Source organism: Flavobacterium shii, assembly GCF_025847235.1.
Classification (GTDB): Bacteria; Bacteroidota; Bacteroidia; order Flavobacteriales; family Flavobacteriaceae; genus Flavobacterium; species Flavobacterium shii.
Genome location: NZ_JAOZEW010000002.1, coordinates 82,542 through 108,846 on the forward strand (window position 1 = coordinate 82,542; position 26,305 = coordinate 108,846).

The 26,305-nt window shown below is 33.2% G+C and carries 25 protein-coding genes; 17 read left to right on the top strand and 8 right to left on the bottom strand.

The genetic code is table 11. The features are described 5' to 3' along the window. Nucleotides 1-254 precede the first annotated feature (254 nt). The 5 genes from udk (at nt 255) to scpA (ending at nt 5,410) form a co-directional block, all read left to right on the top strand. On the top strand, nt 255-863 hold the full coding sequence (udk, locus tag OIU83_RS02450) for a uridine kinase (protein ID WP_039111328.1): 609 nt from the start codon (nt 255-257) through the stop codon (nt 861-863). 113 nt (nt 864-976) lie between these two features. Then, complete coding sequence (locus tag OIU83_RS02455) at nt 977-1,300, top strand: FtsB family cell division protein (RefSeq protein ID WP_264204696.1); 324 nt, start codon at nt 977-979, stop codon at nt 1,298-1,300. 24 nt (nt 1,301-1,324) lie between these two features. Next, entirely contained in the window at nt 1,325-2,695 is a 1,371-nt protein-coding gene (locus tag OIU83_RS02460) for a methylmalonyl-CoA mutase subunit beta (protein ID WP_264204697.1), read from the top strand. Between the two features lie 44 nt (nt 2,696-2,739). After that, the gene (locus tag OIU83_RS02465; protein ID WP_264204698.1) at nt 2,740-2,976 is read left to right on the top strand and encodes a hypothetical protein; all 237 of its coding nucleotides are present in this window, start codon (nt 2,740-2,742) and stop codon (nt 2,974-2,976) included. A 295-nt stretch (nt 2,977-3,271) separates the two neighbouring features. Further along, nucleotides 3,272-5,410, top strand: a complete 2,139-nt coding sequence (gene scpA, locus OIU83_RS02470; RefSeq protein ID WP_264204699.1) for a methylmalonyl-CoA mutase — start codon at nt 3,272-3,274, stop codon at nt 5,408-5,410. Between the two features lie 56 nt (nt 5,411-5,466). Here scpA and OIU83_RS02475 read toward each other — a convergent pair whose 3' ends face one another. From OIU83_RS02475 to dapF, 5 genes are all read right to left on the bottom strand, one after another. Continuing rightward, nucleotides 5,467-6,111 (bottom strand): peptidoglycan-binding protein LysM, encoded by a 645-nt coding sequence (locus OIU83_RS02475; RefSeq protein ID WP_264204928.1) that lies wholly within the window; start codon nt 6,109-6,111, stop codon nt 5,467-5,469. Nucleotides 6,112-6,208: 97 nt separating this feature from the next. After that, on the bottom strand, nt 6,209-7,120 hold the full coding sequence (locus tag OIU83_RS02480; protein ID WP_264204929.1) for a YfiM family protein: 912 nt from the start codon (nt 7,118-7,120) through the stop codon (nt 6,209-6,211). Nucleotides 7,121-7,132: 12 nt separating this feature from the next. After that, on the bottom strand, nt 7,133-8,173 hold the full coding sequence (mltG, locus tag OIU83_RS02485; RefSeq protein ID WP_264204700.1) for an endolytic transglycosylase MltG: 1,041 nt from the start codon (nt 8,171-8,173) through the stop codon (nt 7,133-7,135). Between the two features lie 59 nt (nt 8,174-8,232). Further along, nucleotides 8,233-8,766, bottom strand: coding sequence for a GNAT family N-acetyltransferase (locus OIU83_RS02490; RefSeq protein ID WP_264204701.1), 534 nt, complete (start codon nt 8,764-8,766; stop codon nt 8,233-8,235). 63 nt (nt 8,767-8,829) lie between these two features. Then, the gene (gene dapF / locus OIU83_RS02495; protein ID WP_264204702.1) at nt 8,830-9,612 is read right to left on the bottom strand and encodes a diaminopimelate epimerase; all 783 of its coding nucleotides are present in this window, start codon (nt 9,610-9,612) and stop codon (nt 8,830-8,832) included. Between the two features lie 134 nt (nt 9,613-9,746). Between dapF and OIU83_RS02500 the strand changes: the two genes are divergently transcribed. Then, nucleotides 9,747-11,147 (top strand): trypsin-like peptidase domain-containing protein, encoded by a 1,401-nt coding sequence (locus OIU83_RS02500; protein ID WP_264204703.1) that lies wholly within the window; start codon nt 9,747-9,749, stop codon nt 11,145-11,147. Nucleotides 11,148-11,388: 241 nt separating this feature from the next. Then, nucleotides 11,389-12,837: a glyceraldehyde-3-phosphate dehydrogenase gene (locus tag OIU83_RS02505; RefSeq protein ID WP_264204704.1), complete on the top strand. Its 1,449-nt coding sequence runs from the start codon at nt 11,389-11,391 to the stop codon at nt 12,835-12,837. A gap of 70 nt (nt 12,838-12,907) precedes the next feature. Here the strand turns inward: OIU83_RS02505 and OIU83_RS02510 are convergent, their stop codons facing one another. Further along, nucleotides 12,908-13,369 carry an Lrp/AsnC family transcriptional regulator gene (locus OIU83_RS02510; RefSeq protein ID WP_264204705.1) on the bottom strand — a complete coding sequence of 154 codons (462 nt, stop codon included), beginning with the start codon at nt 13,367-13,369 and terminating at the stop codon, nt 12,908-12,910. 202 nt (nt 13,370-13,571) lie between these two features. On the opposite strand from OIU83_RS02510, the gene ald reads away from it, so the two are divergent. Further along, a complete protein-coding gene (gene ald, locus OIU83_RS02515) occupies nt 13,572-14,690 on the top strand; it encodes an alanine dehydrogenase (protein WP_264204706.1) in 1,119 nt (372 codons plus the stop codon). Between the two features lie 323 nt (nt 14,691-15,013). Here the strand turns inward: ald and OIU83_RS02520 are convergent, their stop codons facing one another. Continuing rightward, nucleotides 15,014-16,423, bottom strand: coding sequence for an APC family permease (locus OIU83_RS02520; protein WP_264204707.1), 1,410 nt, complete (start codon nt 16,421-16,423; stop codon nt 15,014-15,016). A gap of 273 nt (nt 16,424-16,696) precedes the next feature. Between OIU83_RS02520 and OIU83_RS02525 the strand changes: the two genes are divergently transcribed. The 9 genes from OIU83_RS02525 (at nt 16,697) to OIU83_RS02565 (ending at nt 25,008) form a co-directional block, all read left to right on the top strand. Then, a complete protein-coding gene (locus tag OIU83_RS02525) occupies nt 16,697-17,149 on the top strand; it encodes a hypothetical protein (protein ID WP_264204708.1) in 453 nt (150 codons plus the stop codon). A gap of 21 nt (nt 17,150-17,170) precedes the next feature. Beyond that, nucleotides 17,171-17,548, top strand: coding sequence for a hypothetical protein (locus OIU83_RS02530; RefSeq protein WP_264204709.1), 378 nt, complete (start codon nt 17,171-17,173; stop codon nt 17,546-17,548). Nucleotides 17,549-17,560: 12 nt separating this feature from the next. After that, entirely contained in the window at nt 17,561-18,871 is a 1,311-nt protein-coding gene (locus OIU83_RS02535) for a hypothetical protein (protein ID WP_264204710.1), read from the top strand. 18 nt (nt 18,872-18,889) lie between these two features. Then, nucleotides 18,890-19,081 (top strand): hypothetical protein, encoded by a 192-nt coding sequence (locus OIU83_RS02540; protein WP_264204711.1) that lies wholly within the window; start codon nt 18,890-18,892, stop codon nt 19,079-19,081. Next, complete coding sequence (locus tag OIU83_RS02545; protein WP_264204712.1) at nt 19,081-19,614, top strand: hypothetical protein; 534 nt, start codon at nt 19,081-19,083, stop codon at nt 19,612-19,614. Before OIU83_RS02540 ends, OIU83_RS02545 begins: the two co-directional genes overlap by 1 nt. Before the next feature lies 1 nt (nt 19,615). Beyond that, entirely contained in the window at nt 19,616-21,169 is a 1,554-nt protein-coding gene (locus tag OIU83_RS23660) for an ATP-binding protein (RefSeq protein ID WP_264204713.1), read from the top strand. 696 nt (nt 21,170-21,865) lie between these two features. Beyond that, complete coding sequence (locus OIU83_RS02555) at nt 21,866-22,966, top strand: glycosyltransferase family 9 protein (RefSeq protein ID WP_264204714.1); 1,101 nt, start codon at nt 21,866-21,868, stop codon at nt 22,964-22,966. Between the two features lie 102 nt (nt 22,967-23,068). Then, nucleotides 23,069-24,559, top strand: a complete 1,491-nt coding sequence (locus OIU83_RS02560; RefSeq protein WP_264204715.1) for a serine hydrolase — start codon at nt 23,069-23,071, stop codon at nt 24,557-24,559. An 80-nt stretch (nt 24,560-24,639) separates the two neighbouring features. Continuing rightward, on the top strand, nt 24,640-25,008 hold the full coding sequence (locus tag OIU83_RS02565) for an iron chaperone (protein ID WP_264204716.1): 369 nt from the start codon (nt 24,640-24,642) through the stop codon (nt 25,006-25,008). 30 nt (nt 25,009-25,038) lie between these two features. Here the strand turns inward: OIU83_RS02565 and OIU83_RS02570 are convergent, their stop codons facing one another. Next, on the bottom strand, nt 25,039-26,208 hold the full coding sequence (locus tag OIU83_RS02570; protein ID WP_264204717.1) for a C40 family peptidase: 1,170 nt from the start codon (nt 26,206-26,208) through the stop codon (nt 25,039-25,041). Between the last annotated feature and the right edge of the window lie 97 nt (nt 26,209-26,305).

The following is a 26,305-nucleotide window of genomic DNA, read 5'->3' on the forward strand; positions in this document are numbered from 1 at the left end:
TCTACAAATTTGAATTAATTAATATTAACCTTAAAAGCACTTTAGACAAATAAGTAAATAATAAACTGAAATTTGTGAAAATACATGTAATTCTTATTTAACTTTTCCTTCATTTAAGGTTATTTATTCAATTAAGAATTAAATTCTAAAAAATAAAAACACAACAAAACCAACAAATAATTTTAGGAATTTTAACTAATGACAAATCCGTATAAATTCCTATTTTTGCGGCTTCAAATTATAACAATATTTTTATGCTCATCATTGGAATTGCAGGCGGAACAGGAAGCGGAAAAACAACCGTAGTACATCAAATAATGAATGAATTACCCCATGCCGAAGTGGGCGTAATCTCTCAGGATTCATACTACAGAGAAAATAAAAATCTATCTTTTGATGAAAGAGCCTTAATAAATTTTGATCACCCACGTGCTATTGATTTTGATTTATTAGTTACCCATTTAAAAGAACTTAAAGAAGGAAAAACGATCGATCAGCCCGTTTATTCTTTTATCACTCATAACAGAACCGACGATACAATAAGTACACATCCTCGTAAAGTAATGATTGTAGAAGGGATTTTAATCCTGACAAACCCTGAACTTAGAGACCTTTTTGATATTAAAGTTTACGTTCACGCCGATTCTGACGAAAGACTTATCAGACGTTTAAAGCGTGATATTGCCGAACGTGGTCGGGATTTGGATGAAGTTTTAACACGCTACCAAAACACCTTAAAACCTATGCATGAGCAATTTATCGAACCAACTAAAGCTTTTGCAGACATTATTATACCAAACGACAAATACAATACTGTAGCAATAGATGTAGTTCGTGCAGTAATTAATCAACGTATTCTATAATTTTTATTGTAAATTTATTGCATTAATAATTAGGAGCTATTTCCTGCTTTCGCCTTTATCTTTGTTCGTTCCTCTCAAAGGATATCGGCTTTATCAGGGCTAAAAAATAAAAAATGACGAATCCTTATAAAAACAAACCTTGGTTTAAACTCCTGAGCAACAAGTATGTTTGGGTACTGTTATTTTTTATAATCTGGATGGTATTTCTGGATAATTACTCCTATTTTGACCATCGTTTTCTAGATAATCAAATAGATGAATTACAAGATAACAAAACCTATTATCAAGAAGAAATAAAAAAAGATCAGGAACAAATAAAAGAGCTTAAAAACCCAGAGCAAATTGAAAAATATGCTAGGGAAAAATATTTCATGAAAAAAGATAGTGAAGACATTTATATCATCGAATTTGAAGGTGACACTATCAAGAAAAAATAAATTCAGAATTATAAAACGATAAAAATGGCTACTCCCCTTTTCGATAATTTTAGTCCAGTATCATCCAAACAGTGGAAACAAAAAATCCAATTTGAATTAGATGGTGCCGATTATAACGAAACCCTGATTTGGAATTCGCCAGAAGACATTCAGGTAAAACCATTTTATCATAGTGATGAAAACATCAAGCCCGTTGAAGTAACAACCAAAGCAACTGATTTTAAAATATGTCAGAACATTTTTGTTCATGACGTTTCAAAATCAGTTGAAAGGGCTTTGGACTCTCTAAAAAGAGGTGCCGAAAGTTTGCGTTTTACAATTGAAAACGACAGCATCCCTGTTGAAAAATTATTCGAAAAACTACCCTTAGAAAACACGAACGTTTACTTTAATTTGAATTTTATTTCAATCGATTTCGTGAAAAAGTTAAACACCATTTCACAACAAAAAAAAGCGAGTTTTTATTACAATATTGATCCCATTGGGCAATTGGCAAAAGATGGAAATTGGTTTTCATTTACTACCAAAGACAAAAATAATTTCGAAACCCTCGAAATACTCTATAAAACTATACCAAATGCTTCAATCGTAAGTATTAATCCTGGTTTATATCAAAATGCAGGTGCCAATATGGTACAGCAAATTGCATATACAGTAGCACATGCCAATGAATATTTTAATCGAATCCCTTCAATAAACGGAACAGTTGTATTACAAGTAGCCGTTGGAACCAATTATTTTTTTGAAATTGCTAAGCTTCGTGCCTTACGATTACTTTTTAATTTAATTGCAAAAGAATACAATCCAAATCTGGAATGCCATTTACTGGTTTCTCCAACCAAGAGAAACAAAACATTGTATGATTACAATGTAAATATGTTACGCACCACAACCGAATGCATGTCGGCAATAATTGGTGGCGCCGATGCTATTGCAAACTTACCATACGATGCTTTATATCATAAAGACAATGAATTTGGGGATCGAATTGCGCGCAATCAATTATTGATTCTTAAAAACGAAAGTTATTTTGATAAAGTCAATAATCCAGCCGATGGAAGTTATTATATCGAAAGTATTACCAACCAACTTGCAGAGAAAGCATTGACTTTATTTAAGGATATCGAAGCCAGCGGAGGATTCTTAAAGCTTTTAAACGAAGGAATCATCAAAAGAAAAATTCAGGAAAGTGCAGATAAGGAACAAGAATTATTTGATACAAAGAAAGAAGTTTTACTCGGAACAAATAAATATCCGAACAAAGACGACAAAATGAAACATGATTTAGAACTCTTTCCTTTTGTAAAAATAAAACCAAGAAAGACATTAATTACACCAATAATAGAAAAACGGTTGGCTGAAAAATTAGAACAGGAAAGACTTGAGCTTGAATAAATTAATTTCAAATAGTTATATTTGAATACAAACCTAAAATAATTATGGAAGCAATTAGAAGAATAGTATCGGTCAAAAATCATTCTGTAACTGTTATTCTACCAGATGATTTTACAGCAGATGAAGTAGAAGTAATTATTTTACCTGTTCAAAATGATGAATATAGAATTCCTCAATGGCAAATTGATCAAGTTAGAGAAAGAACTGAAACCTATTTAAAAAACCCAAAAAATGTTACTGACATTGATGATTTTTTAAAAGAAATTGAAGATGATTTATAAAGTAGTTATTATTGAAGAAGCTAAAATAGACTATAAAAAATCTTTGTTCTTTTATAAAGATATAGATTCAAAATTAGCTGTCAGATTTAATGATTCCTTCAAAAAAAAGCATAGCCATCATTAAAAAAAATCCATTATTATTTCAAATAAGATATGACAACGTTCGAATCATTTTTTTTAAATCTTTTCCATACGCATTGCATTATTCTATTTATGAAAATTGTATTGTTATAAAATCCATTTTTCATACATCGAGAGATAACGAATTAAACTTATTTTAATAACAATTTTAGAATTGAGAAAAGACCTTACACATATAAAGTTAGAAGTTAAAAGTGAGAAGTTAGACGTTGCTCCTAAAGACCAACAAACGACAAGCAGTAACTTTGAAACAGCCGAAGGGATTGACCTAAAAGCAACCTATACAAAACAAGATATTGAGAATATAGAACATCTTGATTTTGGAGCTGGATTTGCCCCAAATTTAAGAGGTCCTTATGCAACTATGCACGTAAGACGTCCTTGGACAATCAGGCAATATGCAGGATTCTCGACTGCCGAAGAAAGCAATGCTTTTTACAGACGTAATCTTGCCGCAGGACAAAAAGGATTATCCATCGCATTTGATTTACCTACACATCGCGGATACGACTCTGATCATGAGCGTGTTGTTGGTGATGTAGGAAAAGCTGGAGTTGCGATAGACTCTGTCGAAGACATGAAGGTTTTATTCGACCAAATTCCATTGGATGAAATGTCGGTTTCTATGACAATGAATGGAGCGGTTTTACCAATTATGGCTTTTTATATTGTTGCTGCAGAAGAACAAGGTGTTCCTCCTGTAAAACTTTCAGGAACTATACAAAATGATATCCTAAAAGAGTTCATGGTACGTAACACTTATATCTATCCTCCTACTCCTTCGATGAAGATTATTGCAGATATTTTTGAATTTACAAGCAAAAAAATGCCGAAATTCAATTCTATCTCAATTTCTGGATATCATATGCAAGAAGCAGGTGCTACAGCCGATATCGAATTAGCCTATACACTAGCCGATGGATTAGAGTATATTAGAACCGGATTAGCAACAGGAATGCCTATAGATGAGTTTGCTCCACGATTGTCTTTTTTCTGGGCAATAGGAATGAATCACTTTATGGAAATTGCCAAAATGCGTGCAGGAAGAATGATTTGGGCAAAACTTGTTCAGCAATTTAATCCTAAAAGCGATAAATCTCTTGCATTAAGAACACATTGCCAAACAAGTGGTTGGAGTTTAACAGAGCAAGATCCATTTAATAATGTGGCTCGTACTTGTATCGAGGCTACTGCGGCTGCTTTTGGTGGTACACAATCTTTACATACAAATGCATTGGACGAAGCAATTGCATTACCAACAGATTTTTCGGCAAGAATTGCTCGTAACACACAAATTTTCTTGCAAGAAGAAACCAAAATCACAAAAACTGTCGATCCTTGGGCTGGTAGTTATTATGTAGAAAGCTTAACAAATGAAATTGTTGCCAATGCCTGGAAACTTATTGAAGAAGTTGAAGAACTTGGCGGAATGACAAAAGCAATCGAAGCTGGAATCCCTAAATTACGAATAGAAGAAGCTGCGGCAAGAAAACAAGCCCGAATAGACAGCGGACAAGATATTATCGTAGGTGTTAATAAATACCGATTAGAAAAAGAAGATCCTTTACAGATTCTCGATGTTGACAACCAAATGGTACGTAAACAACAAGTTGCTCAACTAGAACATATAAAGGCAACCAGAGATTCTGAAAAAGTAAAAGCAATACTCGAAAAATTAATTCATTGTGCAAAAACCGGTGACGGTAATTTACTGGAAATAGCTATTGATGCTGCTAGAAATCGTGCTACTCTAGGCGAAATCAGTGATGCATTAGAAACTGTTTTTGGAAGATACAAAGCACAAATTAAATCCTTTAGTGGTGTGTATAGTGCAGCGATAAAAGACGACAAAAGCTTTGAAAAAGCAAAACAATTGGCCGATACCTTTGCCAAACAGGAAGGTCGTCGCCCAAGAATTATGATTGCCAAAATGGGGCAAGACGGTCATGACAGAGGTGCAAAAGTAGTTGCAACTGGTTATGCCGATGTAGGTTTTGATGTGGACATAGGTCCTCTTTTCCAGACTCCGGCAGAAGCTGCCAAACAAGCTGTAGAAAATGATGTTCATATTCTGGGTGTTTCCTCACTTGCAGCGGGACACAAAACGCTTGTTCCACAGGTTATCGAAGAACTTAAAAAACACGGTCGTGAAGATATCATGGTAATTGTGGGTGGTGTAATACCTGCACAAGATTATCAATATTTATTTGATGCGGGTGCAGTTGCCGTTTTTGGACCTGGAACAAAAATTAGTGAAGCTGCAATCACAATTCTAGAAATCTTAATTGATTAAAAACAAAAAACCTGCAATCTCTTGCAGGTTTTTTTATATTCTTAACTCGTAACGAATTATATTGTGTGTACTGTGGCATCATTATCTGCTTCGACAGATGAAACATTATATCCTCCAAAAGCTTTCATGTAACTTCTTATAGACGTCCCATAAGCATCTCTGAAATATTTTTGTCCTTTATACTTAAAGAAGTTTTTAACAGAACCTGCACCACCTAAATGGGCTGCTGCTAATATTCCTGATTCGGTGATATAAATCCCACTTACTAAAGTTCCTTCATATTTCTCGATTTCTTTTCTTAATATCCATTTGTTTTTAGACAATAAAGCAATAAAAGCTTTTTCTTGTAACGCAGGATTTTTTAGGAAAGCTTCATCATTTCGAACTCCAATAGCGCGTAACGCCTGAGTACCGAATTGATATTTCCCCATATAACCAAGTGAATTTACTTTTCTGTATTTGCCTTGAGATTCTTTTAAGGCGATTGCTTCTTTGAAACCAATAAGGTGGTTTCCGGTGAAAGGAATACTGTCTACAACAGGATAATCTTTCTTTTCTTTAGATGGAAGTAAGTAGTCGGTTCCATCTGTTTTTTCTGTAAGAAACCAAGGTTTGGTGTCTAAATTGAAGGGCTTAAATCCTGAGCTTAAAAACCCAATAACAACGGTTAACGTTGTGTAAAAATACCATTTCTTTATCATAGATTGTTTTTCTTTTGAACGCTGTCCCATTCAAAAATTTCTGCCTACAAAGATACAATAAATTTTATAAAGCTAAAAATCAACCAGTTAAACTTTTCTAAAAATACAAGAAGTGCCCCTTAAACCCCTCGTTAGGAGAGTATTCCAAAGTGGGAGCTGGGATTTTTATAGTGTTGAAAACAGAGAAAATCGTCTTCAATAAATGTGATTTTGTTTCAATTTTTGTAAGATTAACGTCGAAACTCAAGTAGAATTGACGATATCTTTCTGGGTTATAAATCGTCAAATCGGTGCTGTTTTTTACATTCCCAGATAACATTCCTTCTGCTCCATAACCCACTGCCAAATTTAACCATTTTGGTATTTTTGAGTTTTTCATAAAGGAGTGAATATTTACCGAAAGCCAATACGTTTGTCCGTTATAATCTTTTAAAATTTGTTCATTTAGCGTACCTCCCAAAACTTCTGGTCGATAATTAGCATACGAAGTTCTGTGAAAAGAAAATTTAGGAGTAATTCGCTGTTCTTTCCAAAGTAGTTCTTGTGATATGTATAAACTCGTTCCTACGGCATTTGCGATAACATCTCCCGGAGAAGCTCCCCATTCTGATGAAAATCCATCCAAAACCTCAACTGCAGTTAAAAATGCAAATCCAAACCCTGCTCCATAAATCATTTGATTTTTAGAGCTTGCACCGCTCCATTGCAACATTTCGGCTCCAAAGCGTCCGAGATGATAGGCAGAATAAAAATGTCCTGCTTTATCCATCTGAAGCCATTCGGCATTATCGTTTATAAAATGAAAGTTCGATCTTGGGTAATCGGCATACCAAAGCTGATTTAAGCCGACCAATGCTACCGAAGCCAATACGGCTTCGGAAACAATGACAGTATTTTGTCTTTTTATATTTAAAGAATCTGAAGGGGTAAGAAAATTTTCAATTTTGCTTTGAGCGAAAAAAAACTGGGTTCCTATAAAACAAAACAAAAAAAGTAAGTGGTATTTTATTCTCAAAACTATCTATCTTTTTACACCTTGACTGTTAATCCAGTCTGAATATTTTTTTGCATTTACATTATGTTGCGCCAGAGTAGCAGCAAATTCATGGTATCCAAAACGATCTACGCTTGCACAAAAATAGATATAATCATTTTTCTCTGGGTTTAAAACAGCCTCTAGTGCTGTAATATCCGGCATAGCAATGGGCCCTGGAGGAAGTCCTGTATTCATATAGGTATTATATGGAGAGGACATTGTTAAGTCTTTATAGAAAACTCTTTTTATCACCTGCTCAAAGTCATTTGATTTCTTTTTGATTGCATAAATAACTGTTGGATCGGCTTGTAATGGCATTTCCAGACGCAATCTATTTAAATAAACTCCTGCAATTCTTGGTCTTTCGTCCTTTTTTACAGATTCTTTATGCACAATAGATGCCAGAATTGTAGCTTGCACTGGGGTTAAACCTTGTGCTGCTGCTTGGTCAATTCGTTCTTTGGTCCAGAAGTTATGATATTCTTTAATCATTTTATCACGAAACTTAAGAGCCGAAGTATTCCAATAAACTTCATAAGTATTCGGGATAAACATTGCAAACACATCTTCTTCATTAAATCCATTTTCTTTTAAGAAAACAGGATCTTTAAAAGCATTTAATAACGATAAACTATCTGCTTCTATTTGAGAAGCAATACGCCCAGCAAAATCTTCCAAACGCTCTTGGTTATTAAAAGCTAATTTTACTGGAACATTAGATCGCATGGCTCTAACCAAATCGATATTATTCATATCCTTGGTCAATAAAAAACGTCCTGGTTTTACATTATCAGGATACCCTCTTTTATTGGCAACCATTTCAAAATTCTCAATATTCTTAACATAAGGCTCTAATATTTTCTTTACATCTTCATAATTAGATCCTGTTGGCACATGAACGTAAACTTCTTTTTCAGAAAATTTAGTATTCGCACTAAAAATTTGGTTTATCAAAATAAATCCATAAACCATCAAAACCGAGATTACAATTACGGCACTTATCGTTATAATTTTCTTTATATTCATATGTGGCTGCATTACTTGCTAGTGTGTATTTAAATTATAACAATTTGGAAATTAGATATTTATTCTTTTTTATCGATTAATTGAAATAGTGCTTCATCCTGATAGACTCCATTTATTAAAAGCCAATCTTTTTTAATTCCAATTTTTTCAAAGCCAAATTTAGTAAAAAGTGCATTACTTGCTTCGTTTTTAACACCAATATTTGCATATAATTGATGTAAATTAAGATGATAAAAACAATACTTTATTAATAACTCTAATGCCTCCGATCCTACTTTGTTGTTTCTGTCTTCGTTTCGTTGAATTACAATTCCAACTCCTGCTCTATTATTCTTAGGGTCAAAGTCGAATAAATCAATCAGACCAATGGCTGGAAAGTCCTTATCCTGACAAATAGCAAGACGTAATTGCTTAGCTTCATAAATATCCTGATGTGCATTTTCCAGATATTGTTTTATCAGGAATCGGCTGTAAGGTGTTTGGGTATTACTAACTTCCCAAATACTAAGATCGTTTTCGACTGCATAAATAAATTCCAAATCATTTGGTTCTAATGCACGTATATAAATAGTCTCGCCTTTGAGTGTAATCATTTTTAGTTTTTTGATTTTAGTCCCGAAGCTATCGGGATAGATTTCAGATTTCAGTCTGAAATATTAAATCTCTATTGTCCCTTTAAACACAAATTCGGCTGGTCCTTTTAGGAAAACTTTTGTAAAATGCTCTCCCATTTTCTCAAAAGAAACTACTAATTTCCCTCCTTCAACATTTAAGTTGATATCTGTTTCATTAGTCTGTCCAATTGCATTCATGGCTATTGCAACAGCTGTCGCACCGGTTCCACATGCAAGAGTTTCGTCTTCTACTCCTCTTTCATAAGTACGCAATGAAAAGGTTTTATCATCGATTTTTTTTACAAAATTGATGTTGCTTCCGGGCTTTCCGTACAAATCTCCATAACGAATGGCAGCTCCATTTTCTTTTACATTATAATGTTCTAAATCTTCTACTAATTGTACATGATGTGGAGAACCTGTATTTAAAAACGTATAATCATCATGCTTATTTATAGTGTCTACATCTATCATTTGTAAAGAAACAATAGCATCTGGCGCAATTGTGGCATGATGTAAACCATCTGTAGCTATAAATGTAGTTTTATCTTTAATTACGTCTAGTTTTTTAGCAAAAGCTACCAAACATCGACCACCGTTTCCGCACATCGAACTTTGATTTCCATCGGCATTATAATACACCATTCTAAAATCGGTTTCGGAATCATTTTCTAATAAAATAAGTCCATCTGCTCCTATTCCGAATCGTCTGTCGCACAAACGTTCAATTAATTTCGTATCTTTCTTTGGAAAAAAATCCGAACGATTATCAATCATTACAAAATCGTTTCCTGTTCCCTGATATTTATAAAATTCTACTTGCATTTTCCTTGAATTGAGAAATACAAAAGTACGAACTATTAATGAAATGTTAATCATTGTTAAAGAGAGTTAAACGACTTTACTTCGGATTTTTTTTGATATAATTTTACACTAGATAACTTAAATATTAATCAACTATGAAACGATTTTCTACCTTATTCTTAGTATCCCTACTAAGTGGCGCTACTACACTTGGTGCATACAAGTTATTATTTGAAAATAACGGCTCTATTTTTGGTAAAAAAAGTCCGATAGTAACTCTTGCTCCAAATTCATACTCAAAACAAGTAGGATTGGCTGCCGAAACTGTTGATTTTACTGCTGCTGCAGATAAAACTATTCATACGGTAGTACACGTAAAAAATGTATCTCGCAGAACAGTTACTAACCCCATGTTGGAATATTTTTATGGTTATGGAGGTCAACAAACACAAGAACAAGTTGGTACAGGGTCTGGTGTAATTATTTCTGCTGATGGTTATATCGTAACCAATAATCACGTGATAAAAAACGCCACTGAAATTGAAATTACTTTAAACAATAAAAAATCTTATACAGCCAAACTTATTGGAACTGACTCCAAAATGGATATTGCTTTATTAAAAATAAATGCCGACGAAAAATTACCTTATACTGTTTTTGCAAATTCTGATGCAGTAAAAGTAGGCGAATGGGTTCTGGCCGTTGGAAATCCATATAACCTAACTTCAACTGTAACTGCTGGAATTGTTTCGGCCAAAGCCAGAAATTTGGATACAAACGGAATCCAATCTTTTATCCAGACTGATGCTGCAGTAAATCCGGGTAATAGTGGTGGTGCATTGGTAAATACTCGCGGAGAATTAATTGGTATCAATACCATGATTTCTTCTACAACAGGTTCTTATGTAGGGTATTCATTTGCAGTTCCATCTAATATTGCCAGAAAAATTATTGAGGATATAATGGAGTTTGGTAATGTACAAAGAGCAATACTAGGTGTTGAAGGTGGTGAACTTAATAATGCTGCCTCTAAAGAACTTGGTGTATCTCAAACTCAGGGTTTTTACATCAATAAAGTAAATAAAAATTCCGGAGCTGAAAAATCTGGCCTTCAAAAAGGGGATATCATTATAAAATTAGACAATCGAGACATCGCTACTTATGCCGATTTTTCTGGATATATTAACACAAAAAGACCGAATGACATAGTTCAAGTAACATATATACGTGACGGAAAAAACAAAGTAGTTCCTGTTACTTTAAGCAAAAATGAACTTTTTAGTACTGAGTTTAAAGGAATCGAATTAGAAAATATCGATGCTACTGATAAAAAGAAATTCGGCCTAAACTATGGTGTAAAAATAAAAGCGCTTACAAACGAAAACCTCAAACAATATAATAATGAATTACAAGGCAATATTATTTTGAGTATTGACAATATAAAAGCAACAGATATTGAAACGGTTTCGAAACTTCTAAGCCAAAAAGACGAAAATCAAAGCATACGAATTGAAATGATTAATAAAAACGGAGAGGTTATTCGAGTTATCATCTAATTCTTTTTATTTCCCAAAACTAAAGCCATCTTGTAAAAATCAGGATGGCTTTTTTATTTCCTTCTGATATCGAATTTATTTTTTGCTGTCAGAGAACTCTCTTTTCATTTTATTTAGAATAAAATATATTCTTATGGGTTTCCAAAATAAATCACAAAATAGTTTACGAAATCGATTGAAATGGGTATTTTTGCGCCAAATTCAAAAAAACAAGCTGTTTTATTTTTAGAAATTTTCAACTATGAGCAAAAAATCATTGTACCAAAAAGAAGTATCATTTCAAGTCGACAGACGAAGAGCCGGAGTAGAATTGATCAAAATCATAAGCGATTTATGGTATGACAAATCCATTGAAATGGTTTTATTCAAAAATCAATTACTAGACAAAAATGTAAGCGACATCATTAACTTGCATCAATATGCTGGGGAATTTGTAGGCAAACCAATTACTATTTTTGACTCTGTAGAAATTGCGAGAGTTGTTCTTTCTCTAAAATTACCACCTGCCAAAATAGATATTGGAAAGCTAACTTATGAATATCGTTTGGAGGATGAAAAATATCCTGATGCACGTCATTTTGTAATAGAAAAACTTAAGGAAGCTAAATCATCTGAAGAAATTCAACCTAAAGATGTTGTTCTTTATGGCTTTGGTCGAATTGGCCGTTTGCTCGCCAGAGAATTGATGTCGAAAACGGGTAAAGGAAATCAATTGCGTTTAAGAGCTATTGTTATTCGTGACAAAAGCGAACTTGCCAATCTCGAAAAAAGAGCTTCTTTACTAAGATATGATTCAATTCATGGTGATTTTCAAGGATCTGTGGTTGCCGACCCTAAAAATAATGCGCTATTAATTAACGGAACTACTGTACATGTTATTTCGGCAAATTCTCCCGAAGAGATAGATTATACTCTATATGGTATAAACGATGCATTAGTAATTGATAATACTGGTGCTTTTACAACTCAAGAAGCTTTAAGTCGTCATTTGGTTTCCAAAGGTGTACACAAAGTTTTACTTACTGCCCCAGGTAAAGGAGTTCCTAATATCGTACATGGTGTAAATCATAACGAATACAATCCTGATGAAAATGATATTTTTTCGGCTGCATCTTGCACTACAAATGCGATAACTCCAATTTTAAAAGCAATTGAAGATACGCTTGGAGTAGTAAAAGGTCACCTTGAAACTATTCATGCTTATACAAATGACCAGAATCTGGTTGATAATATGCATAAAAAATACCGTCGCGGTAGAGCTGCTGCCTTGAATATGGTTATTACCGAAACTGGAGCAGGAAGCGCTGTCGCAAAAGCATTACCATCACTTGAAGGAAAACTAACATCGAATGCAATACGTGTTCCTGTTCCTAATGGATCATTAGTGGTATTAAACCTTGACGTTAAGAAAGCAACTTCGATTGCTGGAATCAATAAAATAATGAAGAAATACGCGCTCGAAGGTGAATTAGTAGAACAAATAAAATATTCTTTGAATACAGAGTTGGTTTCTTCTGACATTATCGGTACATCGGCACCTTCAATTTATGATAGTAATGCTACAATTGTTTCCAAAGACGGAAAAAGCATTGTGTTATATATTTGGTACGATAATGAATACGGCTATAGTCACCAAGTTATTCGATTAGCAAAATATATCGCGAAAGTAAGACGTTTTACTTACTACTAGCATATACACCAACCAAAACCAACTTTTTCTTAAAAGCATCAAGATTTCTTGATGCTTTTTTTGTTTTGGATTATATTATTGGTAAAACCGTCGTACTCTTTACTTCGGATATTACAAAGACTGTATTGATTAAAGAAACTTCGGGTAAAATCGATAATTTTTTCTGATGAAAATGATGATACGATTCCATATCGGGAATGATAATTTTAAGCATATAATCAAAATTTCCTGATACGTAATTACACTCTACAACTTCGGGTAAATTCAAAATAGATTGATTAAACCCTTCCGATGTATCATAAGTTTGTTTTGTGAGCGTAACCTGGCAATAAACGGTAAGATTATTGCCTAATTTTTTCTTATTCAAAATAGACACATATTTCTCAATAACTCCCTCTCTCTCAAGACGTTTAACTCTATCATGAACAGGTGTAAGAGACAGATTTATCTTGTTAGCAATGTCTTTTAAGGTATAATGCGCATCTTCTTGTAAAAGGCGTAGGATTTTTTTGTCAGTTTCGTCTAAAAGCATAGTAAAAAGTGTTTCAATAATTATTGATAATCAGTCATTTTTTCTTTTTATAGACGATAAAAGCTCACTAAAAAGAATATTTTTTGGTAAAAATATTAAATAAAAACAATATTTTCTTAATTATACCCATAATATCGATAATATATTCTCTATATGTAGCTTTGTAAAACAAAATTAACAAAAACAAAAAAATATATAAAAAATGATAATAGGTGTTCCAAAAGAAATCAAGAATAACGAAAACCGTGTAGCTGTTACACCAGCTGGGGTTTCTGAAATGAAAAAACACGGACATGTTGTTTACGTTCAAGCAACTGCTGGTTTAGGAAGTGGATTCAGCGATGAGGAGTACACAGCTGCTGGTGCTCAGGTATTAGCAACTATTGAAGAGGTATATGCGATTGCAGAAATGATTATTAAAGTAAAAGAGCCAATTGCTTCTGAATACGATTTAATCAAAAAAGATCAATTATTATTTACATACTTTCACTTTGCTTCATCAGAGCCGTTAACACACGCCATGATCGAAAAAGGTGCTGTATGTTTAGCTTACGAAACTGTTGAAAAAGCAGACCGTAGTTTACCATTATTAGTTCCAATGTCTGAAGTTGCGGGACGTATGTCTATCCAACAAGGAGCTAAATATCTTGAGAAACCATTAAAAGGAAGAGGAATACTTTTAGGTGGTGTTCCTGGTGTTCCTCCTGCTAAAGTATTAGTACTTGGTGGTGGAATCGTAGGTACTCAAGCTGCAAAAATGGCTGCTGGTTTAGGTGCTCAAGTTACTATTATGGATGTGAGTTTAGCACGTTTACGTTATTTAGATGATGTTATGCCTGCAAACGTAAACACTCAAATGTCTAACCATTATAACATTACAAAAGCAATTGCTGATGCAGATCTAGTAGTTGGTGCTGTATTGATTCCAGGAGCAAAAGCACCTCACTTAGTTACTCGCGATATGCTTAAATTAATGCGTCCGGGAACTGTTGTTGTGGATGTTGCTGTTGACCAAGGTGGATGTATCGAAACTTGTACTCCAACAACGCACGAAAACCCAACTTTTATTATCGATGATATTGTACATTACTGTGTGGCTAATATGCCTGGAGCTGTACCTTACACATCTACACTTGCTTTAACAAATGCTACTTTACCTTATGCTTTACAATTAGCAAATAAAGGATGGCAAAAAGCATGTGCTGAAAATGAAGAATTGAAAAAAGGATTAAACATCGCTAACGGAAAAATCCTTTATAAAGGTGTTGCCGAAGCTTGGAATCTTCCTTTTAACGAAGAGTTAGTGTTAACAAACGCATAGTGTTAACATTATATAAGTGCTTACTACACTAGAAAAACCCGTCCAAAGACGGGTTTTCTGTTTTTAGCCACTAATAACTTTTAAATACTTTATCTTTTTGCCACTGATTAAAAAAATTCTTACAGATTATTTCCTCCTTTTAATCCTTTAATTATATTTAACTCTTTGTGAAAGGAACACGGATTAAACGGATTTACAAAAGTATAAATCCGTTTAATACGCGTTCTTCTATAGAGAATCTAAGTTAGCAACTATTCTCTTTTAGACAAATCTATACGCCTATCTTTTAGTCACAGATTAATGGCTTTCTTTAAATTTCCCGCTTATTCTTTTGGCTTTGTTAAGTAATAAACTGGGATTCCCGTTAACATAATTAAAACGCCCCAACCACAAGTAGAAAATTTTGTAAGCAACAAACAAATGCAAATTGCCGATGCTACTACAATATACAAAGCCGGTAAAAATGGATATCCAAAGGCTTTGTAAGGTCTTTCGGCATCTGGCATTTTCTTGCGTAGGATAAAAATTCCGTAAATAGTCAAAATATAGAAAATCAAAACGATGATAATAACAAAATCAAGTAGATCTCCGTATTTCCCTGTAAGACATAAAGCCGAAGCCCAAACGCATTGTGCCCATAATGCCCAAGCTGGTACGCTAGACTCATTTAAGACCGCTGCTTTCTTAAAGAACAAACCATCTTTGGCCATTGTATAATACACTCTTGCTCCTGCCATTATTAAACCATTATTACAAGCAAAAGTCGAAATCATAATCATAATTGCAATGATTAAGGTTCCAATATTTCCAAAAATATATTGAGATGCTACAACCGCTACCCTATCCGATTTTGCAGTTGCAATTTCATCAAAAGGGATAACAGCCAAGTACATTAAATTTGTCAAAACATAAATAATCGTAACTATAAAAGTTCCTAAGAACAAACTAAAACCTACATTACGCTTTGGGTTTTTAATTTCTCCTGCAATAAAAGTCACTCCATTCCATGCATCGCTAGAAAACAAAGACCCAACCATAGCAGCCGAAATACCTGTAAGCAATGCCGTACCACCTATTGGAAACCAAGATTTAGTATCTGCATCAAAAGCACGTGTAGACCAACCATCAGCCCAATTGGCATCCCAAACAGAAGCTTTTGCTCCAAGCGTTAATCCAAAAACAATTAAACCTAAAAGTGATAAAATTTTGATAATTGTTAAAACAGTTTGTAGAATTTTACTGTTTTTTACTCCCCGACTATTAATATACGTCAAGATAACAATCGTTACAATAGAAACCAATTGAGCTGCATTTAAATCAAAAAAACCTATACTAAAAAGAATATTCTCATCGCTAAAAGGCTCATAGAGATATGCCGCAAATTTGGCAAAAGCCACACCCACTGCAGCGATTGTACCAGTTTGAATTACTGCAAAAAAGCTCCATCCATACAAGAAAGCTATTAATTTATTGTAAGCTTCTTTTAGGTAAACATATTGTCCACCTGCTTTTGGAAACATAGCACTTAGTTCCCCATAACTTACAGCTGCGATAACAGTAATTAATCCTGAAATTAACCATATTAAGGTTAACCAACCTGCGGAGCCTACCTGTCGGGCAATATCGGCACTCACAATAAATATTCCCGAACCGATCATAGATCCCACCACAAGCATGGTTCCGTCTAATAATCCGAGTTCTCTTTTAAAATCTTCCGGCTTGTTTTCTTGCATTTTTTTTGGTTTTTGGTTGGCTAAAGATATACTTTTTTTGGAAATTTCTTAATTCGCTTATCAGATTGTTAGTTTATCTCAAAATTATCATTTTTAGTTACAGTCTCACTGTCATATTTAGCGGAATCGAAGTCTTTTTCTACAATAATCCCTTTTTCATTAGATCTCTTTAGATAATAATAGCGTTTATGGTTTCCCATAAAATTATACTTACACATCTGTTTACATTTGAAAATCAGAAACATATAAAACAAAGCTTTAAATCAAAATACTATGGGGAGAATCATTTTACAAAACGACAATGTAAATCTTGACACAAACAAAAAGCAGACTTTAACAACTGGTTTTATTAGCGATAGAGATATTTTAAAAAACCGTTCCAAAAAATATCTCGCCCTCATTGTGGGACTAGATGCCAAAACATTAACGGATACTAAAGAAATGAGCGAGTTTATGAGAGCAATTCAGGAAGAATTTGGAACAGCCGAACTTACTAGTTTGCCATTAGGAATCGTTGCCAAATGTTTTCTAGGACATCCTTATGAGGTACATACACTTGATTTAAGTGGTAGCCAAATTATTAAGCATTATAAAGCAACCGAAACAATGGAAGCAGATTTTGAAAAAGCCAGAACAGTTGCCCAACACAATGCTTATGCAATGGTTGAGATCTATAAAGATAAAATCATTTTAATTCGCGAAGACGGAACTGCAACAAAACTATAAAACCAATTAACCAAAATAATTATGTCACAACATGCAATCTCTTATGCCGACCTTTCGTTCATAAATAGTTCTTTAAAGGTAATTAAATCAGATATGTCAATAGCTCTATCTGAATTAGGAACATTAAATTTTAAACAAGATCACTTAGAAAGTGAATTGGTAAAACTCGCTTACTCTTTTGCTGATTTTGTAGAAGCCGATTTAAAGCATAAATCATTACAGCTTGCCGAAACCCGACAAGGAAATTTAAAACAAGACTTGCAAATCAGATTTGGATATTATGCCGAAGTGCGAAGAATGGCAACTGGCATCCTTCAGGGAGTAGACACAGGTGTTGTAAGTGATGACACTTTAAAATTCACTACCGAAGAGGTAATGATAAAAGCACCCAGCTATTAGCTAGCACCTGCATTGGTAGCTTTATCAGCTTGGGTTCGAAACGATAAAAACACAACCGAAAAAGCACTGAATGAAGCATTAAAGAGAGATGACTATAAAACGACTCTTTTCTTTATGACTGTAATGCGAAGGCTAACACGAAATGATGCAAGTTTAAAATGGCTTGAGCGCTATTTCATGCATCAAAACCCGCATAACCTTGACAGAGAATTTATAATCATACTCGAAGCCGTTACAACTGGTGTATTTCCTCCTGCGGCGCGACAATTAATGATGGTTAATGTAAAAAACTGGCTCGATCAACTTACACAAGGAGATAATTTTATAAATGAACAAAAATCACAATGGGTTAAATTCTTTGAAGCATTGGGTCCTTTGTCTAATGGTAAATACCCATTACTTGAAAAATTTTCCCTTAATTGGAATCTACTAGACAACTCTTTAAAAGAAGCCAAGACGCATGCAATTTTAGACACACATTTTAAAAGTATCATCTCATCATCATCCGATTTTTCAAAAAGCGCAAAAGTTCAATTAGATGAAATTTTATCCCTATTAGTAACCAACTTTGATGATGAAGAATTGCCATTACAGGAACAGGTAAGGCTTAACCAACTCATCATACAAATGGATGGTAACAAAACAGCTGCTCAGGCCATTATGGATGCCGAAAAACATATTTTTGAGGAACAAGTTGATTTCTTACAATTGCTTACCAATGCATCATTTAACCCCGAACTATCCGGAGCAACCAAAGTAACTCAAGCACTAGCTGTTTCTATAAGTCAGCCTTGGATTATGGAAGCACACAATACCTTTACTGCACAAAACAGAAATAAAATTCCTCAATCTATTGAACTTTCTATAGATGATTTTAAAGCTTCAACAAAAGATGGAAGCGAAGAAAACGAACTTTTAAATAAACAAGAAGAATTTTATGGTCATATCTTAAATACACAACTTAAAAGTCTTTCATCTCCTTACACTGGCGTTATCATTGGAATATTAATTTGTTTACTGGGGCTTTGGGCGTATAATCTCCATGTTATGGTTGCCTTTATAGGAGTTGCCATTGGTGGTCTTATAGTTTTTAACTCTATTAGCAATTACAGCAAAGCAAAAAATAAAACCATTGAAAGTGTAGAAGAACGAAAAACAAAAGCAAAGGAGGTTTTAAGGGGTTGTCTCGCAGAAACTGTAGATTATAGGAAGGAACATACAACAGAAGATAATAAAGCCGAAGAAATAAGGGAATTACTATGTTCCATTACGCCAGAAGATTTTTCGAGTGTATCAAAAGAAACAGTAAGAAATATTATCTAATATCTAAAATCAAACACAATGACAAAAATAATTTTAGGCGATCACTCAGAAGAATCTGAGAATACCTTACTCGAAACAAAGAGAGAAATCAATATAAAACCAAATTTATTTCAAGGCAGAACTGAGGCTGAATTAGGAAATTCAAAATTTCCAGATTGGGATATTGTTCCTCCAAATCAATTCATAAATCCAAGAATTAAATCACAATAATGATAGCACCTACAACTTATTCTGAGTGGACAAAATTACTTGATCAATTTGGTGATGGAAATGACACCGTTTTAGAAGAATTAAATAAAGGCAGTTTCATTATTGACGCCGGAACTGCAACGCGCTTCTATATAAAAGTAGAAGAAGTATATAAGAAACGGAAACAAAACTGGCTGGACAAGTTCCAACGTTCCTTTCAGTTGCAAGATTTTAAAACAGAAGATGATTTCGAAATTGCCCTAAGAGATGGCAAACAGAATCTTTCTCCACTGGGAAAATTTGTCATGCTAAAAGGTTTTCCCGATGATCTAAACAAAACATTAAAAAAAGATCTTGAAGATTTTGTGACTGAAATAAAAACGTCATTAAAAAACAACAATTTAAAAAACGCAAAAGGAAGGGACAAGATAATATTCTTATTAAACTCTTTTGAACTTTATACTACTTCCGAAGAAATCAAAACAAGTATTAAAAACAATACCCCAAATACAAACGAAATAATTGCTCCAACAGGTAGAAAAATAATATTTTAAAATGGCAAATAAAGCAGAATTCAAAACTTCGCTTTTGCGAATGTTCAGAGCCAGAATCCCTTTTATATCTATACGAAGTATCGAAAGAGCACGAGTTTTAGAGGTTATTCAACAATTAGCAGAAGAAATCAATATTCCAATTTACTACCATAGTTTATCACATGGGACTATAGATATAAAATCCAAAAAAAGTGTAAATGATGATCGATCTGTTGCAGGAGGTTTAGATTATGCCGTTCAAAATATTTCGCAAAGACAAAACTTAACTTTTATCTTTACAGAAGTAAGCGACATTGAAGACGATAATCTAGTTTCAAGACATCTTTATGATTGTGTAATCCAAGCAATCGAAAGAGGTGGGAGTATTTGCCTAATTACAACTAAGACTATCTGGCCACAACTACAACGTTTAGGCATGACCATCACACTCGATGCACCAAATGAAGAAGAAATGCTTGAAGTCGTTAAAGAATGCGTAACACCTTATAAGGGCTCAATCCCACTAGAATGGGATGAAGCAGATTATAAAATGGCCGCAACTATTTTGGCTAATATGACCAAAATAGAGGCCGAAAATGTTTTGGCTACGCAAATGGCAAAAGGTTCCATAACAAAGGAAGACATAAAAGAATTAAGCAATGCAAAGGATAAATTATTCAGCGATATATCAGGATTAGAAAAAGTAAAACTCGATCCTTCTACCCTTTCTGTTGCTGGATTAAGCGGACTTCAGCATTGGCTTGACAACCAAAAACAACTTTTAACAGCCGACTTAAAAGCAAGAAAGATGAGGCCTCCACGAGGCGTTTTATTAGTGGGAGTACCAGGTTGTGGTAAATCATTATCTGCCAAATTTATTGCAGCAAACTGGAACCTGCCTTTATATCGCCTGGATCTTGCTGCCATTCAAGGTCAATATCTCGGGCAATCTGAAAATAGGTTAAAAGAAGCGTTGGCATCTGCAGATAATGCTGCTCCTTGTATATTATGGATCGATGAAATCGAAAAAGGGCTTTCTGGCGCAACGGGTTCTAGTGATGGCGGTACATCCACAAGAATGGTTGGACAATTTCTGTTTTGGCTCCAAGAAAGTATGGCAAAAGTTTTTGTGGTTTCTACCGCAAATGATGTTAGTAAATTACCACCTGAACTTTTGAGAAGAGGTCGTTTTGATGAATTGTTTTTTGTTGATTTACCAGGCGAAATCGAGAGAAAAGATATCATCAATTTATATATAAAACGAAATTTATTAACTCAGCCTTCAGCGCATACATTGGATCAACTCGTTGAAATTTCCGAAGGCTTTGCAGGCTCTGACCTTGAAGGAGCAGTTAGAGATGTTGCCATACAGGCAGTAATTCATGGAGATAACATTGTTGATGACTCACTTTTTGAAAAATGTTTTAAGAACATCGTGCCCTTGAGCAAAACTGCGCCCGAAAAAATTGAAGCAATTAGAGTCTGGGGAAAAGAAAGAGCTGTTCCTGCGTCTGGAGTTTCCTGGGACATTTCGACTAATGATAAACTAATTGGTAAACGTTCTATTATTATTTAATGAGCAACAAGTTCTAAATAATCTATACAGATTATTTAGAACTTGTCATTATATCCGTTAACAACTTTACAATTAACAATTCCACTACTTTGATTTTTCTACTAAAAAAACCACTCTTTGAAGTTCCCTTTTTATTACCATTATTTAATTTCTTCTTTCTGCTTAACAGAAAATAATCTTCCAAATTACTCAACTTCAAAAAGTAAAAGACCAAAACTTTTAACGAACAGCACCTCAAAAAAATTAACCTTTTATAATAATTATGTGACTGTAAAATTTTAAAAAGTAAAATACTACAAATTACTCTTCGGGACACAATTTTAAAGTCTTAATTTATAGTTTCTACTTATAAATCACAGACAATACAGCATATAACAAATTAAAAATCAACAATTTACATTATATTTGATTGTTTTTTTAATATTCAAAATTTCACAAAGTAGTATATCCTTTTAGATAACTTAATTAAAATCATAAGCATAACCTATCTTTTAGTAAAAACCAACAAATGTCCATAATTTAACATTAAAACAACATAATACTCAATAAAAAATAATAACTTAAAATAATTATGTAACGATTCGCGAAAATAATATAACTATTACTTTTTGAAATAAATTAATTTTATTTTAATTAAACCAATTTAAAAAAATTAGGTCTTAAATAAAAAAGTTTCAGATAAAAAACATTTACGCTATGAAAATTTTAAAAAACATAAACATAATAAGAAGGAAATTAATGCATAGTATTACCAAAAATATTGGTCATTCGAAACTTAATAAAAAAAGTAATCTAGCCATTAAACCCGAAATTAAAAGAGTCTTAATTTCCCGCCCCAACGGTCGATTAGGAAATTTAATATTGATTACTCCATTATTAGAAGAAGTAATCACCACATTTCCAGGCTGTAGAATAGATCTGTTTGTAAAAGGAAGCCTAGCACCTATATTATTCAAAAACTATGATAATGTAGACAAAATAATTGAATTACCTAAAAGGCCTTTTAAGAGTTTATTACAATACATAAAAGTGTGGATATCTCTTAGAAAACAAGAATACGACATCGCAATTAATGTTGATAAAAATTCATCATCCGGAAGACTTTCCGTTAAGTTTTCGAATTCAAAATTCAAATTTTTTGGAGATTCTACGATAGAAAATATTCAATCAAAATACGATGATTATGATCATATCGCAAAATATCCGGTATATAATTTCAGGAGTTACTTAAACTACATAGGCTTTACACCCAATAACAAACCAATCGCGGCTTTAAATCTCAAATTAAGCGATTTAGAAATTATTGAAGGTAAAAAAGCATTAGACAAATTAGTGAATAAAGATAAAAAAACACTTTGTATTTATACTTATGCTACTGGTGATAAATGCTACTCCAAATCATGGTGGGGAAAGTTTTATAAAAAATTAAAATCTCAATATCCGAATCATAATATCATTGAAATTTTACCGATTGAAAATATTTCACAAATTGATTTTAAAGCACCTCACTTTTACAGTAAAGATATTCGTGAAATTGGAGCAGTAATTGCAAATACAGAAGTTTTCATTGGAGCCGATTGTGGGATTATGCACTTAGCAAGTTCGGTACAAACACCAACAATTGGGCTATTCTCCATTAGTGAGCAAAAAAAATACGAACCTTATCACAATCATAGTATAGCAATAAATACTAATAAAACCTCTATTCTACAATCGATCAAAATTATAGCGTCCATGATTGCCCATAACATATCACTAAGAGTCACTGCTACATCGACAATTATAGCACTTAGTTAAACAAAAAACTGACTTCCAGTAACTTTATTAAATTTTAATCGTCCTATATAAAAACATGTTTAAAATTTAGTAATTAAAAGTTATCAACCAAAACCAATCATCATGGAAAAAAAATCAAATCACTCCTTATTAAAAGTGCTAATTTTTAGTGCTTTTTTCCAATTTATCTTAGTTAGTACCTGTTTTGCTCAAACAAAAGTAGATAAAATAGATAAATTAATAAGTCAATACTCCAAATACGACCAGTTTAATGGAACTGTTCTTGTGGCAGAAAACGGAAATATTATTTATAAAAAAGGCTTTGGATTAGCCAATATGGAATGGAAAATCCCCAATGAACCTAATACAAAATTTAGATTAGGTTCTATCACTAAACAATTCACAGCTTTATTGATCCTTCAGTTAGTCGAGCAAGGAAAATTAAAATTAGATGTTCCCATTTCTACCTATCTACCTGACTATTCTAAAACAAATGGAGACAAAATAACCATTCATCAATTACTAACACATTCTTCGGGTATACCTAATTACACTTCATTTCCTAATTTTTTCAAAGAAACTAGCAGAAATCCATATACACCGGAAGCATTTGTAAAAACATTTGCCGATTTACCCCTTGAGTTTAAACCGGGAGAAAAATTCTCTTATAGTAATTCTGGCTATTTCGTATTGGGTTATATCATAGAAAAAGTTACAGGAAAAACATACGAGCAATGTTTACAAGATAACATTTTCACGCCTCTTATGATGAAAAATTCCGGCTATGACCATCATGACATTATTTTAGCCAATAGAGCCACGGGATACGAACGAAAAGAAAGAAGCGATATGAGCAACTATATGAACTCGAGCTACATCGACATGTCTCTTCCTTATGCCGCAGGATCTTTGTATTCGACTGTAGAAGATTTATACTTATGGGATCAGGCACTTTATACCGACAAATTATTATCAGCTAATTCCAAAAAATTATTATTTGACAAATACATAAACACAAGATTCTCACCCACGTCATATTATGGATATGGATGGTTTATTGAGGAAGCTAGTATTGACAAAACAGATAAAAAAGTACAGATTATTGAACATGGTGGTGGAATAAATGGATTCAATACACTAATCTCTCGTATTCCATCATCTAAAGATTTGATAGTTTTATTAAACAATACTGGAGGAACTGGTCTTAATGAAATGTCCAAAGCAATACGAGCTATTTTATACGATATGCCGTATGATACACCCAAAAGATCAGCTGCTTATGCTTTATTAAATATTATTAAAGCTCAAGGATTAGAAACTGGATTGAAAAACCTTGAAGAATTCAAGAAATCTAATGAATATGCTATTAAGGAAAATGAGATGAATTATGCTGGATATGAATTACTACAATCGGGAAAAACCAAAGAAGCAATAGCCGTTTTTAAAGCAAATGTAGATGCTTTTCCTAAATCGGGAAATGCATACGATAGTCTGGGAGAAGCTTATTTAAAAGACGGAGATAAAAAACTCGCTATTCTAAATTATAAAAAATCGATCCAACTTGATCCAAAAAATGAGAGCGGAAAGAAAACATTGGAAGAAATATCCAAATAATATTTTTTGAATACTTTTATATTTAACCAACCGCAATTATCTAATTGCGGTTTTGGTTTTAATCAAAAAAAATTAAAATTATGATAACTTCCAAACCCAAAAATATTGATGAATATATTGTTGATTTCCCTGAGGAAATTCAGAAAATCTTAGAACAAATACGCATGACTATTAAAAAAGCTGCTCCAGATGCCAAAGAAAAAATAAGTTATGCTATCCCTACTTTTACACTTAATGGCAACTTAGTACATTTTGCTGCGTTCAAAAATCATATTGGTTTTTATGCAATGCCATCGGGAAATGAAGCTTTTCAAGAAGAACTTTCTATTTATAAATCCGGAAAAGGCTCAATTCAGTTTCCATTAAATAAACCAATGCCTCTGGATTTAATAACCAAGATTATAAATTTTAGGGTAAAAGAAAATTTAGAGAAAATTAAAAGCCGATAAGCTAAAAAAGTAGATTTGTAGTTTGATGTTTTATTCTAAAACACGATTAACCTGAGTAAAATTCCTTTCGTAATAAGGTTCTTTTGTAGAAGAAACCATAACACCACCATGAACAGATGAATGAATAAATTTGATTTCACCATCGGTAGCTTCTATCACCATACCTACGTGGTTTATATGGCGCCTCCCATTGGTTTTGAAGAAAATCAAATCTCCTCTTTGAGCTTCTCCTGAAGCAATTTTCACACCAATACGAGATTGCTCAATAGAACTTCTAGGCAACTTAATATCAAAACTTCCAAATGTGGTCACCATTAACCCTGAACAATCAAAACCTGCTCTTGAAGTTCCTCCGGAGCGGTACCGGACACCTACGTTTTCTGTAGCGTTTAACACTAATTGATTTAGCAAATCTGAATTATGAGTAAATCTTACTCCATCTGTTGTTGCGGTATCTTTGATCGTTGTTGTTACTAATGCGGTAGATGTACTATCAATTACTGTTTTAGCTACATCCTGACCTTCTTTCATTACAAATGTTTTCGAAGGGCGAATCTTTAAAGAATAACCAACTGGTAATTTCTTTTTGATAAATGGATTTTGCTTTTCTAATTCCTTAACTGTAAGTCCATATTCTTTAGCAATTGCATATTTGGTTTCTTTAGGTAAAACCTCGCGTATAATTTCAGTTCCTTTAACCTCTTCGATTATCTCAGGCTGAGTTGTAGTAACAACTATTGCTGTCTCTGTTATAACTGGCTTAGCATTTCCGGGAATTATAATTTGCTGTCCAATTTTTAAACCTTCGGTCTCTAATGTGGGATTGGCCTTTTTTAACTCCTCGACAGTGAGTTTATATTGTTTTGAAATTCCGTACAATGTTTCTTTAGCCAGAATTTCATGTGTAGTAGCTTCTTGATTATTATCTTTATTACTTGCTATTATTTCCTTAGGCTTTTTTTCTGCAGATTTATTGGTGATCTTTTTCTCAGAATTAGGAATTAGTAAAATAGAATTTAACTTTAGTAGTTTACCTGCTTTAGGATTTAAATCAAGAATGGTTTTTACTTTTACATTGTATTTTTTTGCTATTACACTAACATTCTCTCCCTGAGAGATTTTGTGCTTGATATACTTTTCTTGTGAAAAAACACCAAAACTAAAAAAAAACAATGCTAATATCAGTCCAAAACTCTTCATTCCTATTCAAATTACATTCGCAGATTATGTTTAATTAATCTAAAAAATTAAAAAACAACACCCCAATTACTAAAAAAGCTAATTTAACTTATAAAAC